General features: G+C 71.0%; 15 protein-coding genes. 9 read left to right on the top strand and 6 right to left on the bottom strand.

Annotated features, from left to right (window positions below; genetic code table 11):
- Position 1: 1 nt before the first annotated feature.
- Entirely contained in the window at positions 2 to 781 is a 780-nt protein-coding gene (locus A3CQ_RS0118610) for an ABC transporter ATP-binding protein (protein WP_020512455.1), read from the top strand.
- A 129-nt stretch (positions 782 to 910) separates the two neighbouring features.
- Positions 911 to 1,678, top strand: coding sequence for a class I SAM-dependent methyltransferase (locus A3CQ_RS0118605; RefSeq protein WP_020512454.1), 768 nt, complete (start codon positions 911 to 913; stop codon positions 1,676 to 1,678).
- On the opposite strand, the gene A3CQ_RS0118600 is transcribed toward A3CQ_RS0118605, so the two are convergent.
- The 3 genes from A3CQ_RS0118600 to A3CQ_RS0118590 all read right to left on the bottom strand — a co-directional run bounded on the left by A3CQ_RS0118600 (position 1,657) and on the right by A3CQ_RS0118590 (position 5,402).
- On the bottom strand, positions 1,657 to 2,538 hold the full coding sequence (locus A3CQ_RS0118600; protein WP_020512453.1) for a fructose bisphosphate aldolase: 882 nt from the start codon (positions 2,536 to 2,538) through the stop codon (positions 1,657 to 1,659). The two genes, A3CQ_RS0118605 and A3CQ_RS0118600, sit on opposite strands and share 22 nt — an antisense overlap.
- A 79-nt stretch (positions 2,539 to 2,617) precedes the next feature.
- Positions 2,618 to 3,658, bottom strand: coding sequence for a YCF48-related protein (locus tag A3CQ_RS0118595; RefSeq protein ID WP_026205857.1), 1,041 nt, complete (start codon positions 3,656 to 3,658; stop codon positions 2,618 to 2,620).
- 10 nt (positions 3,659 to 3,668) lie between these two features.
- Entirely contained in the window at positions 3,669 to 5,402 is a 1,734-nt protein-coding gene (locus tag A3CQ_RS0118590; protein WP_026205856.1) for an alpha/beta hydrolase, read from the bottom strand.
- Between the two features lie 260 nt (positions 5,403 to 5,662).
- Here A3CQ_RS0118590 and A3CQ_RS57545 point away from each other — a divergent pair, with 260 nt between their 5' ends.
- The 4 genes from A3CQ_RS57545 to A3CQ_RS0118570 are packed head-to-tail and all read left to right on the top strand — an operon-like array spanning position 5,663 to position 10,622.
- A complete protein-coding gene (locus tag A3CQ_RS57545; protein ID WP_020512450.1) occupies positions 5,663 to 7,459 on the top strand; it encodes a sensor domain-containing diguanylate cyclase in 1,797 nt (598 codons plus the stop codon).
- A gap of 50 nt (positions 7,460 to 7,509) precedes the next feature.
- Positions 7,510 to 9,234 carry an acyl-CoA dehydrogenase gene (locus tag A3CQ_RS0118580; RefSeq protein WP_020512449.1) on the top strand — a complete coding sequence of 575 codons (1,725 nt, stop codon included), beginning with the start codon at positions 7,510 to 7,512 and terminating at the stop codon, positions 9,232 to 9,234.
- 9 nt (positions 9,235 to 9,243) lie between these two features.
- Complete coding sequence (ligD, locus tag A3CQ_RS0118575) at positions 9,244 to 10,188, top strand: non-homologous end-joining DNA ligase (RefSeq protein ID WP_020512448.1); 945 nt, start codon at positions 9,244 to 9,246, stop codon at positions 10,186 to 10,188.
- A complete protein-coding gene (locus A3CQ_RS0118570) occupies positions 10,185 to 10,622 on the top strand; it encodes a YdeI/OmpD-associated family protein (protein ID WP_020512447.1) in 438 nt (145 codons plus the stop codon). Before ligD ends, A3CQ_RS0118570 begins: the two co-directional genes overlap by 4 nt.
- A gap of 18 nt (positions 10,623 to 10,640) precedes the next feature.
- On the opposite strand, the gene A3CQ_RS0118565 is transcribed toward A3CQ_RS0118570, so the two are convergent.
- Positions 10,641 to 11,852 (bottom strand): hypothetical protein, encoded by a 1,212-nt coding sequence (locus A3CQ_RS0118565; protein ID WP_020512446.1) that lies wholly within the window; start codon positions 11,850 to 11,852, stop codon positions 10,641 to 10,643.
- A 165-nt stretch (positions 11,853 to 12,017) separates the two neighbouring features.
- Between A3CQ_RS0118565 and A3CQ_RS0118560 the strand changes: the two genes are divergently transcribed.
- Entirely contained in the window at positions 12,018 to 12,713 is a 696-nt protein-coding gene (locus tag A3CQ_RS0118560; protein ID WP_020512445.1) for a SemiSWEET transporter, read from the top strand.
- Between the two features lie 327 nt (positions 12,714 to 13,040).
- Here A3CQ_RS0118560 and A3CQ_RS0118555 read toward each other — a convergent pair whose 3' ends face one another.
- Complete coding sequence (locus A3CQ_RS0118555) at positions 13,041 to 13,751, bottom strand: lysozyme (protein WP_020512444.1); 711 nt, start codon at positions 13,749 to 13,751, stop codon at positions 13,041 to 13,043.
- A gap of 58 nt (positions 13,752 to 13,809) precedes the next feature.
- Positions 13,810 to 13,935 carry a hypothetical protein gene (locus A3CQ_RS63675; RefSeq protein ID WP_020512443.1) on the bottom strand — a complete coding sequence of 42 codons (126 nt, stop codon included), beginning with the start codon at positions 13,933 to 13,935 and terminating at the stop codon, positions 13,810 to 13,812.
- Between the two features lie 93 nt (positions 13,936 to 14,028).
- Between A3CQ_RS63675 and A3CQ_RS0118545 the strand changes: the two genes are divergently transcribed.
- Together A3CQ_RS0118545 and A3CQ_RS0118540 are read left to right on the top strand one after the other, a co-directional pair.
- Complete coding sequence (locus A3CQ_RS0118545; protein WP_020512442.1) at positions 14,029 to 14,985, top strand: GlxA family transcriptional regulator; 957 nt, start codon at positions 14,029 to 14,031, stop codon at positions 14,983 to 14,985.
- Positions 14,986 to 15,015: 30 nt separating this feature from the next.
- Entirely contained in the window at positions 15,016 to 16,383 is a 1,368-nt protein-coding gene (locus tag A3CQ_RS0118540) for a glucose-6-phosphate dehydrogenase (protein WP_020512441.1), read from the top strand.
- Positions 16,384 to 16,426: the final 43 nt, after the last annotated feature.

Raw genomic sequence — 16,426 nt, 5'->3', positions numbered from 1 at the left:
CATGATCACCATCGACGCGGTATCGCAGACGTTCAAGGGCAGGTCCGGCCCGGTCGAGGCGATCAGGGACATCAGCCTGACCATCGGCGAGGGCGAGTTCGTCACCGTGATCGGCCGCTCCGGCTGCGGCAAGTCGACGCTGCTCCGCATGATCGCCGGCCTGCTCAAGCCGACCGCCGGCTCGGTCACCGTCGCCGGCTCACCGGTGCGCGAGCCCCGCCGCGACGTGGCCATGGTCTTCCAGAGGCCGGCCCTGCTCCCGTGGCGCTCGGTCGAGGACAACGTCATGCTCCCGGTCGAGATCTTCGGCTGGCGCAAGTCCGAGTACCGCCCGCGCGCCGAGCACCTCCTGGAGATGACCGGCCTGTCCGGCTTCCGCAAACGCCTCCCCCACGAGCTGAGCGGCGGCATGCAGCAGCGCGTCTCCCTCTGCCGCGCCCTGATCCAGAGCCCCAAGGTCATGCTGATGGACGAGCCGTTCTCGGCCCTCGACGCGCTGACCCGCGAGGAGCTGGCGGTCGAACTCCAGCGCATCCACATGGACCTGGGCACGACGATCGTCTTCGTGACCCACTCCATCCAGGAGGCCGTCCTGCTGGCCGACCGCGTCGCGGTGCTGAGCTCCCGCCCCGGCCACCTGCGCCGGGTGGTGGAGATCCCGATCCCGCGGCCGCGCACCTTCGGCCACAACGCCCACATGGAGCAGGTGGCGGGGATATCGGCCGAGCTGCACACGCTCCTACTCAGCGACGACCATCTGCAGGCGTCCCCACAGACCTAGAGACCGATACCGTACGCATCGACGGGCGCCCAACCGCAGGTGCCGCGAACCCGTAGCTCAACGCAAGCCAGGCGAAACGCAAGGCCGTTGCGCGACCGCCGGGCTGAAGTGGGTGGTTACGCTCCGGGCGTGGACTACGACGCCGAGCTGGCCGGTTACGACGTGGCGCTGCACCGGGCGTGGGCGATCGGGGCCTACGACCGGGTTCTCGACATCGGCTGCGGCGCCGGTGGCACCACCCGGGCCGCGGCCCGCATGACCTCGGCCGGCAGTGCCTTCGGCGTCGACGTGTCGGCGCCGGCCATCGCGCGTGCCCGGTCGGTCGCCGCGGCCGAGGGGCTGTCCAATGTCGCCTTTGAGGTCGCGGACGCCCAGACGCATCCCTTTGAGCCGGGCTCCTTCGACCTTGCGATCAGCCGGTTCGGGACGATGTTCTTCGACGAGCCCGTTGCTGCGTTCGCCAACATCGGCCGTGCGCTGCGCGCGTACGGACGGCTGGTGATGTTGATCTGGCAGTTGGGCGAGCGCAACGAGTGGGACGTCGCGATCCGCCAGGCACTGCCGGGTGAGCCGCCGCCGGGGCCGGATCCGTTCTCGCTGGGCGATCGGCGGACCGTGGAAGGCATCCTGGCGGCGGCCGGCTTCACCGACGTCGAGGCCACCGGCGTCGAGGCGCCTGTCTACTTCGGGCCCGACACCGACGCCGCCCTGGCCTGGGTCCGGGGCTTCGCGTGCACCAGCGGCGTCCTGCAACGACTCGAACCGGCCGCCGCCGCCCGCGCCCTCGCCGGTCTGCGCGACATGCTCGACGCTCACCGGACCGATGACGGCATCCGGTTCGGCTCTCGCGCTTGGATCGTCACGGGCCGCCGGGCTCAGGTGATCGAGGCTTCGTAGATGGCGCCGATCGCCGCGTCCAGGGTCTTGGTGAAGTCGGCGTCGCTCTGGTCGCGCCGCAGGTCCTGCACCAGCGCCCGGGAGAAGCTGGCGATCAAGCCGTGGTTGCGGGCCAGCCGGGCGTCCGCCTCCGACTGGCTGTAGCCGCCGGAGAGGGCGACCACCCGCAACACTCGCGGGTGCTCGATCAGCTCGCTGTAGAAGTTGTCGACCGTCGGGATGGAGAGCTTCAGCATCACGCGCCGCCCGTCCGGCAGGTCGCCGAGCCGGGCGAGGATGCCCTGTTTCAGCAGCGCCTCGGCGGCGGCCTTCGAGGGGCTGTGGATGTCGACCTCGGGCTCGAGGATCGGCATCAGGCCGGCGTCGAGGATCGTGGCCGCGTACCGGAACTGCTGGTCCAGGATCGCGTCGATGCCGCCGGCCGAGTCCGAACTGATGAACGAGCGCATCTTGGTGCCGAAGACCCGGCGCTCGGCTGCGCGCGCGAGCAGGCCGTCGAGCCTGGTGAACGGCTTCATCAGGCGCACGCCGTCGGCCTCGGCGGCCAGGCCCTCGTCGACCTTCACGAACGGCACGATGTTCTTCTGTTCCCAGAGGTACCGCGGGGTGGGCAGGCCGGCGACGTCGCGGTCCATCGTCTGCTCGAACAGGATCGCGGCGAGGATGCGGGCGCCGGTGAAGGCCGGCGACGTGATGATCCGGGCCCGGAACTCGTGCATGAGGTCGAACATCTCGTCCGAGTTCGCGTAGTCCGACTCGGGCACGCCGTACTCCGCCAGCGCCTTCGGTGTGCTGCCGCCGCTCTGGTCCAGGGCGGCCAGGAAACCCGTGCCTTGAGCGATCTTCGACTGCTGGTCCATGCCTCCAGCTAAGCGCAGGCGCCCGCGTTCCGCACCGTGACCACCGGGCCGGGCCGGTGGTCACGCGCGCGAACCGGCCTCAGTGCCAGGAGAGCCGGGCGACCCGTCCCTTCTCCCCGGAGGCCCAGCACGAGCCGTCACCGGCGCACAGCACCGCGTCGAAGCTGCCGGTGTCGAACTTTCGCCAGTTCCGCCCGCCGTCCCAGCTCACGTCGCTCCCGGTCGGCCCGACGGCCAGCGCCGCCGGCCCGCGCCCGATCCAGGTCGCCCCCGACCGGTATTCGCCGGGAACCGTCCGAGCGACCGTCCAGGTGTGTCCTCGCAGATAGGCGGCTCCGTCGGGCGCCGCATCCGGCACCGCGAAGTCGCCGCCCACGGCCAGCCCATGACCGGGGTCGCGGTAGGCGAGGCTGAAGATCCCGGCGCTGGGCCCGCTGGGGATCGGCGTGGAGGTCACCGACCAGGTACGCCCGCCGTCGCCGGACGAGAAGACCCGGGACGTCGCCCCGCCCCCGGAGGCGAAGAACGCCTTGCCTCCGGACGACACGAGACAGGTCCCGCTGGCGGCGAAGGCGAACTCGCCGTCCAGCGCCGCCGGCATCCCCGCCGTCGGCCGCACCTGCCAGGATCGGCCGCCGTCGCTGGTGGCGAGGATCCGGAACTTCCCGCCGACCGGGTCGGAGAGCGCGAGGCCGTGCCGCCGGTCGAGGAACGTCATGCAGTCGTAGAACGCGTTCGCGTCCTGGTTGACGAACGCGGCCGTCCAGTTGCGGCCGCCGTCGGAGGTCGTGTAGATGCGGGAGTCGGTGCCGTTCCCGATGGTCAGGGCCACCGCGCTGCGGGCGTCGAAGGCCTCGATGTCGCGGAACTGGAGCGCCGCGGCGTCGGCCGGGCCGACCGACGCCCACCGGCGGCCGCCGTCGGTGGTGCGCAGGATCGTCCCCTCGGTGCCGGCGACCCAGGCGACCTTGGCGCTGACCGGGGCGAGCCCGCGGAACCGGATCGAGGTCAGCTGGGTGTCGGAGAGCTGCCAGTGCGGCCCGTGCCCGGTGAAGCCGGCGGTGGCGGCGAGCACGGCCACCCCGGCGATCGCGATCGACAACTTTCGCTGCAACATCATGAACCGGAAACTACCGCGATCGATCGAGCAGGTCACGCAGTCGTACGGTGTCGGCGGTCGTCCATCCCGGCGGCGGGGCCAGCGCGGCCCAGCCGTCGACGGTCCCGGACTTGTAGACGTGGCCGTGCCCGGTCGGCGCCTTGTTCGCGAAGATCAGGTCGACCGTGGTCTGCCAGAAGGTGATCACCGGGTACCAGTGCATGGCGGGCATCACGTCCGGTCCGCGCTCGCCGTGCAGCCACTGCGGCCGGTGCCAGAGCAGGCTGGGGCTCACCCAGACGACCGGGTCGGACGAGTTCTGCATGTAGACGACCTTGGGCGGCGGCCCGGTGCGATCGCGCAGCTCCGAGGCCTGGCTGGCGAACTCGATCGGCAGTGCCGGGTAGGACGGGTCCCACACCGGCGTGCCCTCGGCCCGGTCGCGGGTGAGCTGCTGGTGGATCGGGTTGGCGAAGGTCGGCCCCTCGAGCAGGATGCCGTCGGCGCCGGTGACCATCTTCTCGGCGCTGCCGAAGGTCTTCTCGGTCCCGTACGTCCCCAGGCTCTCCCCGAAGATCAACAGCTTGGGCCGGGCGTTGGCGGGCATCGCGGCCCAACGGTCGTGCACCGCCGTGATCAGGGCCGATGCCGCGTCGACGACCTGCGCCCGGCCGAACAGGAAGCAGAGCGCGCTGGGCAGGTAGGAGTACTGCATCGAGACCAGCGCGGTGTTCCCGTCGTACATGTACTCCAGGGAGCTGGTCACGTCGTTGTCGACCCAGCCGGTGCCGGTCGGTGTGAAGACCGCGACCACCGCCCGGTCGAACGCGCCGGTACGGTCCATCTCGCGCACCAGCAGCGCGGCCCGTTGCCGCACATCGTCGCTCGACTCGAGGCCGGCGTACAGCCGGATCGGCTCGGTCGCCGGCTTGCCGCTGAACGCGGAGAGCTGCGCCATGCTCGGCGCGTTGGTGACGAAGTTGCGGCCCTGCCGGCCCAGCGAGTTCCAGCTCACCAGCGAGCCCGGCGCGCCCGAGCGCAGCGTCGACATCGGCTGGACCACCCCGTGCCCGGTGCCGCTGTCGGTGATCGCGGCCGACCGGTCGGCGGTGGTGTAGAGGTTGTCGACGAGCAGGCCGTCGAACGCGCCGTAGCTGAGCACGGTGACCACGATGAAGCCGGCGCAGTACGCCGCCGACTCGGGCACCAGCCGCACGAGCAGCCGGGCGACGCCGTGCGCCGACAGCCGCAGCAGTCGCGCGGTGAGCAGCAGCAGCCCGAAGGTGAGCAGGCTGACCCCGACGGTGCGCAGGGCGTCGTACTCCTGCTGCGGCTCCATGCCCAGGCGCATGCGCAGCTCACGCTGCCAGCGGGCGCCGAGCCAGAGGAAGACGACGATCAGCAGCGGGACCAGCGCGAACAACAGCCGCCAGGCGATCATCTCGATCCGGCGGCTGGGCCACCAGCGCAGGCGCACCACGGCGCCGATCGCGGTGCCGGCCGCATAGCCCAGGGCGGCGGTCAGCCCGGCGACGATTCCCTGCAGGAGCCAGGAGCGGGGGAGCAGCGACGGGGTGAAGGAGAGGCAGTAGAAGACGGCCGACAGGCCGAAGCCGGTCACGCTGAGGCCGCAGCGCATCACCCGGCGGCGTGGCGGCGCCGCACCGGTGACGGTGGAATTCTCGGGACTGCGCCGCGGCGCGGGAAGCCAACTGCGTCGCGGCGCGGCCGAGTCAGGTAGGGCCGTCACCACCAGCCTGCGCATAGGCGCACCCCCACAGCCGCTCGTCTTGCCGCCCGGCTACCAGATCGAAGACTCGTCCGATCCTTGCGACGCCGCAACTACGTTCTGGCGTCACTCCTCCATCTTGTGCCACGCGCGCTTCCGTCGCGAGGTCACAAATCGCTCAAAGGCCGACATTTAGCGTCTTGGCCGGGGAAGACGGGGGATCTCCCCTAGGTAGGCGATTTTTCATTCAGCTTTGCGCCCGCTTGCCGATCTCAATGCGGAGGAGGGGGTGAGCTATGCGGCTGCGTACCTGGATAGCGGTCGCCGTGAGCGTGCTTTTGCTCGCCGCGGCCGGGACCATCGGCATCCTCGTGAACCGCTCGGCGCTGCGCGCGGCCGACACGGTGCACCGGGCCGACTCGCAGGCGCTGGCCGTCAACAACGGCACCCTCACCCGCCAGCTCCAGCTGTTGTCGGCCAGCGAGCTCGCCGACGTCATCACCGAACACGTGCTCCAGCTGTCCAAGAACAGCGCGCCCGACCGGCTGGTGCTCAACACGCTGGTCGCGAAGAGCTCGACGTTCGGGTACGGCGCCCTGATCACCGACCTGTCCGGCAACGTGCTCACGGCCAGCCGCACCGACGGGCTGCCGTCCGGCACCGACACCGGCTGGAAGCCGCTGCGCACGTCGCTCGCGGCCGGTGAGCCCGGCTTCTCCTCGGTCATGAAGGTGGACGGCGTCTCCCTCGAGGCGGTCGCCGTGCCGATCGTCGTGAGCGGGACCCCGGCCGGCGTTCTGATCGGCCTCAACGCCCTCGCCAGCACCTCGCTGCAGCAGTACCTCGAGACGCTCCGGGACGAGACGCACACGACCATGGTGGTCGACTCGACCGGCACGATCGGCGCCACCGACAACCCGGCCAACGTCGGCAACAAGGTCGACCCGGCGATCGTCGCGGTGATCGGGAAGACGCCACGCGGCGGCACCTACCTCGAGTACACCGCCGGCGGCACCCGGATGATCGCGATGGTGGTCGGGCAGCTGCCCGGCGGCTGGGCGTACGTGCGGGTGCAGACGAAGTCGTCGTTCGACGGCGCGGTGCACAGCAAGAGCCAGACGCTGAACCTGACGCTGCTCGCGATCATGCTGATCGGGGTCACCGCGATCTCGATCCTCGGCTACCGCACGATGCTGCAGCGGCGCCGGAACGACGCCCGTTTCCAGGCCCTCTTCCAGCACGCCCCCGACCTGGTGTCGGTCCTCGACGAGAAGGGCCGGATCGCCTACTCGAGCCCGAGCGCCGGGGCGGTGCTCGGCTTCGAGACCGGCCGGCTCGTCGGCACCAGCGTCTTCGACATCGTGCACCCGGAGGACCGGCCGTACATGCTCCACCACTTCGGGGTGCTGCTGACCGAGCGGGACGCGGTGGTGCGCCTGCAGTGCCGGATCCGGCCCGCCGACGGCGAGTACCGCTGGTTCGAGTTCACGGCGTCCAACCAGATGCACAACCCGGCCCTGAACGGCGTGGTGATCAACGCCCGGGACGTGTCGGACACCCGGGCCTTCCAGGAGCGGCTGGCCCACGAGGCGGCGCACGACCCGCTCACCGGCCTGCCCAACCGGCGGCGCATGCAGGACGTGCTGGACGCGTCGCTGCGTGACGACGCCGTGGCGGTGCTCTTCGTCGACCTCGACGGCTTCAAGCCGGTAAACGACGCGCACGGCCACGAGGCCGGTGACGAGCTCCTGCGCCAGGTGGCGGCCAGGCTGAGTGCCTGCGTACGGGAGAACGACGTGCTCTCCCGGGTCGGCGGCGACGAGTTCGTCATCCTGATGCCCGGCGTCTACGACCCGGCCGACACCGAGGCGATGTGTGCCCGCATCCGCAACTCGGTCGAGTCCCCGTTCGTGATCGAGGGCCACGAGGTCCGCATCGGGGCGAGCGTCGGCGTGCACCTGGCGCCGCTCTCCTGCGACCCGGACGAAGCCCTGCGCGCCGCCGACCACGCCATGTACACGATCAAGAAGTCCCGCTCCGGGCCTGCTCTGGCCATGGCCGGCCGACCCGGCCGGCACCGCGCGGAGCCCTGACGCGGCACACTGGAGGTTCCTGCCCCGACTCGCGAATCGGCGGTGACCGCGTGTCCCGGATCCTGTCCCGGCGTGACCTCGACTTTCTTCTCTACGAGTGGCTCGACGTCGAGGCGCTCACGGCGCGGGAGCGGTTCGCCGAGCACTCGCGGGAGACGTTCGACGCGTTCCTCGACCTGTCGGCGCGGATCGCCGAGCGCGACTTCGCCCCGCACAACCGGCGCAACGACCTCGAGGAGCCGACCTTCGACGGCGAGCGGGTGCACATCATCCCCGAGGTGGCCGCGGCGCTGCGGGCGTTCAACGAGTCCGGCCTGATCGCGGCCACCATGGACGAGGAGCTCGGCGGCCTGCAGCTGCCGGTCGTCGTGGCCCGGGCCTGCTTCCTGTGGTTCCAGGCGGCGAACATCGGCACCTCGTCGTACCCGATGCTGACCATGGCGAACGCCCACCTGCTGATCACCCACGGCTCGCCCGGGCAGGTCGAGACGTTCGTGAAGCCGATGCTCGAGGGCCGCTTCACCGGCACGATGTGCCTGTCCGAGCCGCAGGCCGGCTCCTCGCTCAGCGATGTGCTCACCCGGGCGACGCCGGCCGGCGACGGCGCGTACCGCGTCACCGGGAGCAAGATGTGGATCTCGGGCGGCGACCACGAGCTGGCCGAGACGATCGTGCACCTCGTGCTGGCCCGGGTGGCCGGCGACCCGCCCGGGGTCAAGGGCCTGTCGCTGTTCGTCGTGCCCAAGCACCTGGTCGCCGCCGACGGCACGGTCGGCGAGCGCAACGGCGTCGCGCTGGCCGGCCTCAACCACAAGATGGGCTACCGCGGCACCACCAACGCGGTGCTCTCCTTCGACGAGGCCACCGGATACCTCGTCGGCGAGCAGGGCAAGGGCCTGGCCTACATGTTCCTGATGATGAACGAGGCGCGGATCGGGGTCGGCGCCGGCGCGGTGGCGCTCGGCTACACCGGCTATCTGCACGCTCTCGACTACGCCCGGGAGCGGCTGCAGGGGCGCCCGGTCGCGGCCAAGGACCCGGCGGCGCCGCCCGTCCCGATCGTCGACCACCCCGACGTCCGACGCATGTTGCTTTCTTCGAAGTCGTACGTCGAAGGGGGTCTTGCCCTGGTGCTCTTCGCGGCGAAACTCCTGGACGAACCGTCGGCCGAGAACGACCTGCTGCTCGACGTGCTCACGCCGATCGTCAAGGCGTGGCCGTCGCAGTGGTGCCGGCTCGCCGACGACCACGCCATCCAGATCCACGGCGGCTACGGCTACACCCGCGAGTACCCGGTCGAGCAGTTCTACCGCGACAACCGGCTCAACTCGATCCACGAGGGCACCGACGGCATCCAGGCGCTCGACCTGCTCGGCCGCAAGGTCGTCATGCGCGACGGCGCCGGCCTCGCGCTCCTGCTGTCGAAGATCCGCGAAACCGCGTCGCAGGCCCCCGTAGAGTTGGGCGAGCCTGTGCTGGCGGCGGCCGATCGCCTCGCCCGCACCACGGCCAAGCTGTGGGCCGGCGGCGACCCCACCGTCGCGCTCGCGAACGCCACCGCCTACCTCGACGCCGCCGGTCATCTGGTGATCGCGTGGCTGTGGCTGTCGCAGCTGGCCGCTGTGGGGGACAAATCGGGCGACTTCTACGAGGGCAAGCGCGTGGCCGCGCGGTACTTCATCACCCACGAGCTGCCACGCACCGGCCCGCTTTTTGATCTGCTCGACTCCCGGGACACCCTGTTGGTCGATCTTAAGGACGCCTGGCTGGGCTAACGTGGGCCCATGGCTTCTCCGGCTACGGAGGTCGAGGTCGGTGACTACCAGGTCCGCGTCTCCAACCCGGGGCGGATCTACTTCCCCGACCTCGGCCTGACCAAGCTCGACCTGGTCAACTACTACCTCGCGGTCGGCGACGGCATCGTCCGCGCGCTGCGCGAGCGACCGTGCATGCTGCACCGCTTCCCCGACGGCCTGGCCGGCGAGAAGGTGCACCAGAAACGGGTGCCGCACGGCGCGCCGCCGTGGCTCGAGACGGTCCGGGTGAAGTTCCCCCGATACAACCGGCATGCCGACGAGCTGTGTGTCACCAAGGTGGCCGACGTGATCTGGGCGGTGCAGATGTCGACCGTCGAGTTCCACCCGTGGAACTCGCGGCGGGCGAACACCGAGCAGCCCGACGAGTGGCGCATCGACCTCGACCCGATGCCGGACTGCCCGTTCGACCGGGTGCGCCGGGTGGCCGGCGTCGCCCGCGAGGTTCTCGACGAGCTCGGCATCACCGGATACCCGAAGACGTCCGGCGGCCGCGGCCTGCACATCTACGTGCGGATCCGCCCCGACTGGCCGTTCGGTGAGGTGCGCCGGGCGGCGCTGGCCTTCGCCCACGAGGTGGAGCGGCGCGCCCCCGACGACGTGACCACCACCTGGTGGCGCAAGGATCGCGACCCCACCAAGCTCTTCGTCGACTACAACCAGAACGCGCGCGACCACACGATCGCCAGCGCGTACTCGGTGCGGGGCGTGCCCACCGCGACCGTCTCGACCCCGATCGACTGGTCGGAGATCCCCGACGTCGACCCGCGCGAGTTCACGATCACGACCGTGCCCGCACGTTTCGCCCGCCTCGGCGACCTGCACAAGACCATCGACGACGAGGCGTTCTCCCTGGAGACCCTGCTGGAGTGGGCCGACCGGGACGGCCTCGATCTCGCCGAGGAGGAATCATGAGGCTCACCGTCGAGCTGCAGCGCACCGGCGGCAACACCACCGGATTTCAGATCCCCGACGAGTTCGTGGCCGAGCTGGGTGGCGGCGGCCGGCCCAAGGTCGCGGTGACGGTGAACGGCTTCACCTTCCGATCGTCGATCGCCAAGATGGGCGGCACGTACTGGCTGGGCGTCAGCGGCGAGCGGCGCACCGCGGCCGGCATCGAGGGCGGCCAGGTCTACGACCTCGACATCGAGCTCGACACCGCGCCGCGCGTGATCGAGACCCCGGAGGACCTGCGCGCCGCGCTGGACGCCGAGCCCGCGGCCGGGGAGGCCTGGCAGAAGCTCAGTTACTCGCACCAGCGTCAGCACGTCGAGGCCATCGCCTCGGCCAAGACGCCGGAGACCCGCGCCCGCCGGGTGGCCAAGGCGCTGGAGATGCTGCGCCGCTGACCGGTCAGTTCGGACCGGTCAGTTCGGCTTGAACGCGATCGCCGGGTCGAGCAGGCGCACCCACCCCGGCCGCCAGGCCAGGGCCCGCGAGTCCATCTCCTCCTGCAGGTTCGTGCGCCACGGCCCCGACACCCCGTCGTCGGCCCACCACTGCGGCCACGAGTCGTACCGCCGCTCGATCTGGACCCCGTTCGCCGTCGTCCGCACCCGCAGGAACAGCCACCGGCCGTACCGTGGATCGGCCTCGGCCCGCCGCAGGCGCCGCACCAGGTCGTTCAGCTCGTGGAACGCCTGGTGGCGGGTCTCGCCGGCGCGGTCGCCGGGCGGGAGGTCGCCGGACTGCACGCTCATGCTGGCCGCGTCGGCGTAGACGAGCACCGTGCAGCGCCCGTCCCCGGCCGGGGAGCGCTCGCGCATCCACTCGGCCAGCGCGTCCAGCTCGCCGGTGGCCGGGGGAGCGGGCCGCCGTAGCTCGTCGGCGTCGTGCATGGCCGCCCACACGAGCCGGTCGTGCTCCCCCTGGCTGAGCTTGCGCACCCGGCGCATCGACGGCCGCTCACCCGGGGCGATCCGTGGCGGCCGGGTGCCGGCCGTGATCCCGCCACGCCCCGCCGCGAACAACGCCGCGCGCAGGTCGAGCGCGGGCTCGGTGAGCCGCCCGAGCAGCCGCTCGAACGCCCCGCCGGTGACCTCCCCGCGCACGGCCGTCGCGAGCAGCCGCTCGGAGGCCTCCCGCACGTCGTCGCGCTCGGCCGGGGTGTCCAGCGCGTGCTGCCCCCACTCCTCGACGATCTCGCCGAGCTCGCGCAGCGTGTTCTCGTTGCTGAGCACCGCGCCGACCGTGTCGCCCAGCCCGTCGGCGAGGCCGTCCCGGTACCGCACCCGCGACCAGCGCCCCTGGTCGTGCCAGACCACGAACCCGAGCCGGTCGGCCTCGGCGAGCGCGGCGAGGTCGTCCCAGGGCAGCCAGGCCGGCGCGCCGGTCAGCAGGTCGAGCGGCGGATCGGCCGACGCCGTCGCACTGTGATCACGGTCATACCCGAACAGCACGGCCCGCGCCCCGTCCAGCAGCGCCAGCCGGGCCCAGCTACCCCCGTGATCGTCGTGGTGAGCCCCGCGCTCGTCGACGAACCACACGTCGGCGTAGCCGATGCCGGTCAGCGCGGCGGCGAGGGTCGCCCACCGGGTCCACAGCAACCCGGGCGTGGGCAGGTCCACGTCGGTCAGCATCCGTCCACTGTGCCAAATGGCTCGGCACCGATGTCACCCACCTGGCCCCTCGCGTGCGCACTGCGAAAGGTTGCCGTTCGGTGGCAGCGATCCGATCCCGGTAAGTCCACGCACCATCCGGGCGATGGGACATCCGGCCCTGACCTCGACCCTCAGAAACGGATCATGCTCACCCACACCCTCGGCGCCGTCGGCGCCGCGCTGTCCATGTCCCTCTCCTGGCCCCAGGTGTACAAGTCCTGCATACAGCGCCGCACGACCGGCCTGTCCGCCACCGCCAGCGCCCTCGGCGCCGCGATGCCCCTCGGCTGGATCACCTACGGCACGCTCAGCGGACAGCGAATTCAGATCGTGACAAACGTGGTGACCGGCGCCGCCGGCCTGGCCATCCTGGTCGCCCTGCTCGCGACCCAGCCCGCCCTGCGCAACCCGCGGGCCCTCCGCCTGAGTGCCACCGCCTTCGGCGCCGTCCTGACCACGGTCGCCCTGAGCGGTCTGGCGGCGGCTCTTCCGGGCGTACGCGCCGGCCAGGTCGCCCCGATGCTGGGGCTCGCGCTGGCCGCCGTCTCCGTGCTCTCGAACATCCCCCAGCCCCTGGCCCTGCTGCGCGACCGCACCCAGGACCTCTCCGGCCTGTCCCCGCTGCGCTGGCGGATGGGCGCCGGCGCCTGCGCCTCCTGGCTGGTCTACGGCCTCGGCACCGCCCAGCCCGCCGTCTGGGCCTCCGCGGCAGCCGGCCTGACCGCCGCCGTGATCGTCTGCGCCGTCCTGCACCTGCGCCGCGAGCCCACCCCGGAATTCGCCACCCCCCGCTGGCGCGACGGCATCACCACCCGCACTCTCGCCATGACCGGCATCTGACCCGTCCCGCCCCGGCCACTTTGCTCTGCGCACCCATACGCCCTGCTCTGCGCACCTATACGCCCTGCTCTGCGCACCTATACGCCCTGCTCTGCGCACCTGTACGCGCGACGGGAATCCGGGCGTCTGGGAAGGAAGCTGCACGCGTCAGTTGCGCGTATATGTGAGCAGAGCAAAGGGCTGCGGAGTGGTACTGCCGTCGGAGGCATGCGGGGAGTTACGCGGGTGACCAGGCAGCGCCCGGGCCATGGGAAGCCGGCCGCGCTGCCCGGCCACCGCGACCGGCCGGCACCCAGGGTGACCAGGCGGCGTCCGGGGCGTGACGGACTAGCAGGAGCCGTTGCAGGCCAGGACTCGGAGGCGGTCCAGGGCGCCGTTCCACTGGTTCGAGTCGCCGGCGAAGGGGCCGGACGACGAGTACTGCCAGAAGGACCAGGTCGGGGCGCCGGCCGGCAAGGTGCCGGGCGCGCTCGCGTAGCGGGCCAGCCAGAGCGGTGAGTTGGCCCAGAAGCCGCTGTAGTTGCCGGTGCAGCTGGTCCACCAGTCGGTGGTCGTGTAGATGACCGCCCAGCGCCCGGTCCGGTCGTGGTAGCGGTTGAGGAACGCCGCGATCCAGGAGCGCATCGAAGCCTGCGAAAGGCCGTAGCAGGTGGCGCCGTACGGGTTGTACTCGATGTCGAGGGCGCCGGGCAGCGTCTTGCCGTCCGCCGACCAGCCGCCGCCGTGGGCCAGGAAGTAGTCGGCCTGGGCCGAGCCGCCGGCGCCGTTGGGGAGGGCGAAGTGGTAGGCCCCGCGGATCATGCCCACGTTGTACGACCCGTTGTACTGCTGCGCGAAGTACGGGTTGGTGTAGGAGCTGCCCTCGGTGGCCTTGACGTAGGCGAACCGCGAGCCGGCGCTCCACTGTGCCGCCCAGTTCACGTTCCCCTGGTAGCTGGCGACGTCCTGACCGTACGTGACGGTGGCGGCCTGCGCGGGCGAGGCTACCGCTAGCCCCGCCAGCACGGCCGCCGCGACGACAAGTGCCCGGAATGTCACGACCGAACCTCCGTTCAGTTAGGAGACCGGTCGATTCATTCATAGAAGTTGATGGATATCAAGTGATCCGGCGGAACCCGCCATCGGTGGGTTTCCAGTCGGCGCTGTCCCGCGTGTCCACGGGCAGTCCGGCGATCGACGCGAGGGTGATGAGCAGGAAAAAGATCAGAACTCCGAGTGCCATGACACAGAGTTTTCTCCGCCTCGCCCATGGTCGACAGTGGCAGAGATGCCACACACCTTCAATATCCTGCCAACCCGCCGTATGCTTCGTCACATGCTTCGAAACGTCGCGGTCATCGCGCTGCCCGAGGTGGCGGTCTTCGAGCTCGGTGTGCTCTGCGAGATCTTCGGGTATGACCGGACCCCCGAGGGCCTGCCGGGCTACGACTTCGCCGTGTGCTCGCTCGACGCCCGCCCGGTGCGCACCCACGCCGGCTTCGACATCTCCCCGAGCGCCGATCTCGCCCGGGTCGAGGACGCCGACCTCGTCGCCGTCGCGCCGTACTACCACACGGGCTACGCGGTCGACCCGGCCGTGATCGGCGCGCTGCGGCGGGCGCACGAGCGCGGCGCGTGGGTGATGAGCGTCTGCACCGGCGCGTTCGCGCTCGGCGAGGCCGGCCTGCTCGACGGCCGTCGCTGCACCACGCACTGGCGGCACACCGACGACCTGTCCGCGCGCTACCCGGCCGCCCTGGTCGACCCCGGCGTGCTCTACGTCCAGGACGGCAAGATCCTGACCAGCGCGGGCACCGCCGCGAGTGTCGACGCCGGCCTTCATCTCGTACGCCAGGAGCACGGCTCCGAGGTCGCCCGGATGCTCGCCCGCCGGATGGTCGTGCCACCGCACCGCGACGGCGGCCAGGCGCAGTTCATCGAGACGCCCCTGCAGCCCGTCGAGTGCGAGACCCTCCAGCCCGTGCTCACGATGGTGCTCGGGACGCTCGACCGGCCGCACAGCGTCGACACCATGGCCGAGCTCGCGCACATGGCCCCGCGCACCTTCGCCCGCAAGTTCCGCAGCGAGACCGGCGCGACCCCGCACGACTGGCTCACCAACCAGCGCCTGCTGCTGGCCCGCCGCCTGCTCGAGGACTCTGATCTCGGCGTCGACACGATCGCCGAGCGGGCCGGTTTCGGCAGCGCCGCCACCCTGCGGCACCACTTCGCCCAGCGGCTGAGCACGACCCCGCAGGCGTACCGTGGGACTTTCCGGTCACACGCGGTGTGATTCGGTCCCCACGCGGGGAAACTGGCGGTCATGACCGTCTTCGTGCTCTTCGGCGCCACCGGTGATCTGGCCGCCCGGCTGGTGCTGCCGGCCTTCTGGACCCTCGCCAACGAGGGCCTGCTTCCCGAGGACTGGCTGCTGGTCGGAAACGGCCGCGGCGACGTCTCCCACGAGAACTTCCGGGCACACGTACGCGAGGTCCTGGGGTCTCCGAAGAAGGGGTGGGCCGAGTTCGCGAAGCGGCTGCGTTTCGCGGGTGGCGGCTTCAACAGCGACTCGCCCGGCAGCCTGCTCGACGTGATCGGCGAGGCGCGCGCCCAGATCGGCGTGAACTCGCAGCTCGTGCACTACCTCGCGATCCCGCCGGTGGCGTTCCCCGAGATCACCAAGGCGCTCGGCGTGCACGGGCTGGCCAAGGGCAGCCGGGTCGTCTACGAGAAGCCGTTCGGCACCTCGCCGGAGTCGTTCCGCTCGCTCAACCGGCAGGTGCACGCCGTGCTGGACGAGTCGCAGGTCTACCGGATCGATCACTTCCTCGGCAAGGAGGCGACCCAGCAGCTGCATGCGATGCGCTTCGCCAACCAGACGATGGCCGCGATCTGGAGCCGCGAGCACGTCGAGAGCGTGCAGATCGACGTGCCGGAGACGCTCGACGTGGCGAACCGGGCCCAGTTCTACGACGCCACCGGCGCGGTGCTCGACATGCTGGTCACCCACCTCTTCCAGGTCGCGGCCGAGGTCGCGATGGAGCCGCCGGCCTCGCTCGGTGCCGCCGATCTGCAGGCCGCGCGCGAGACGGTGATCCGCCGGTTCCGCCCGATCGACCCGGCCGAGGCGGTGCTCGGCCAGTTCGCCGGCTACCGGGACATCAAGGGCGTGGCGCCGAAGTCGCGCACCGACACCTTTGTGGCCGCCAAGCTCTGGATCGACTCGCCGCGCTGGCGCGGCGTTCCCTTCCTGCTTCGCACGGGCAAGCGACTGGCCGCCAGCGAGCAGAGGGTTTCCCTTGTCCTGCGTACGCCCGGAGCACCGTTCCGGAAACTCCCGCCGCAAGCGAACGTGTTGTCGTTCTCGCTGGCCGGCGACGGCGAGGTCGACCTGACGCTGCTGGCCAAGAAGCCCGGCATCGCGGACGACCTGGAACCGGCGTCGGTCGCGCTGCCGCTCGCGAGCTTGCCCGAGGCGGATCCGATCCCGGCGTACTCCCGATTGATCCACGACGTGCTGATCGGGGACCGTGCCCTCTTCACGCGCCCGGACGGTCTCTCGGCCGCCTGGAAGGCGGTCCGTCCCCTGCTCGACACGCCGCCGCGGACGATCGCGTACGAGCCGGGCTCCTGGGGGCCGGCCAAGGCGCGGAAGCTCGCCGCGCCGCATCGATGGCTCCTGGGACAGTGATCCAAAACTCTTCAGTTCAAACTTGTCAGTCTGGACTGAATAG

The sequence above is a fragment of the Paractinoplanes globisporus DSM 43857 genome (assembly GCF_000379645.1).
Lineage (GTDB): Bacteria > Actinomycetota > Actinomycetes > Mycobacteriales > Micromonosporaceae > Actinoplanes > Actinoplanes globisporus.
This window is presented reverse-complemented; position numbering and strand designations above follow the sequence as displayed.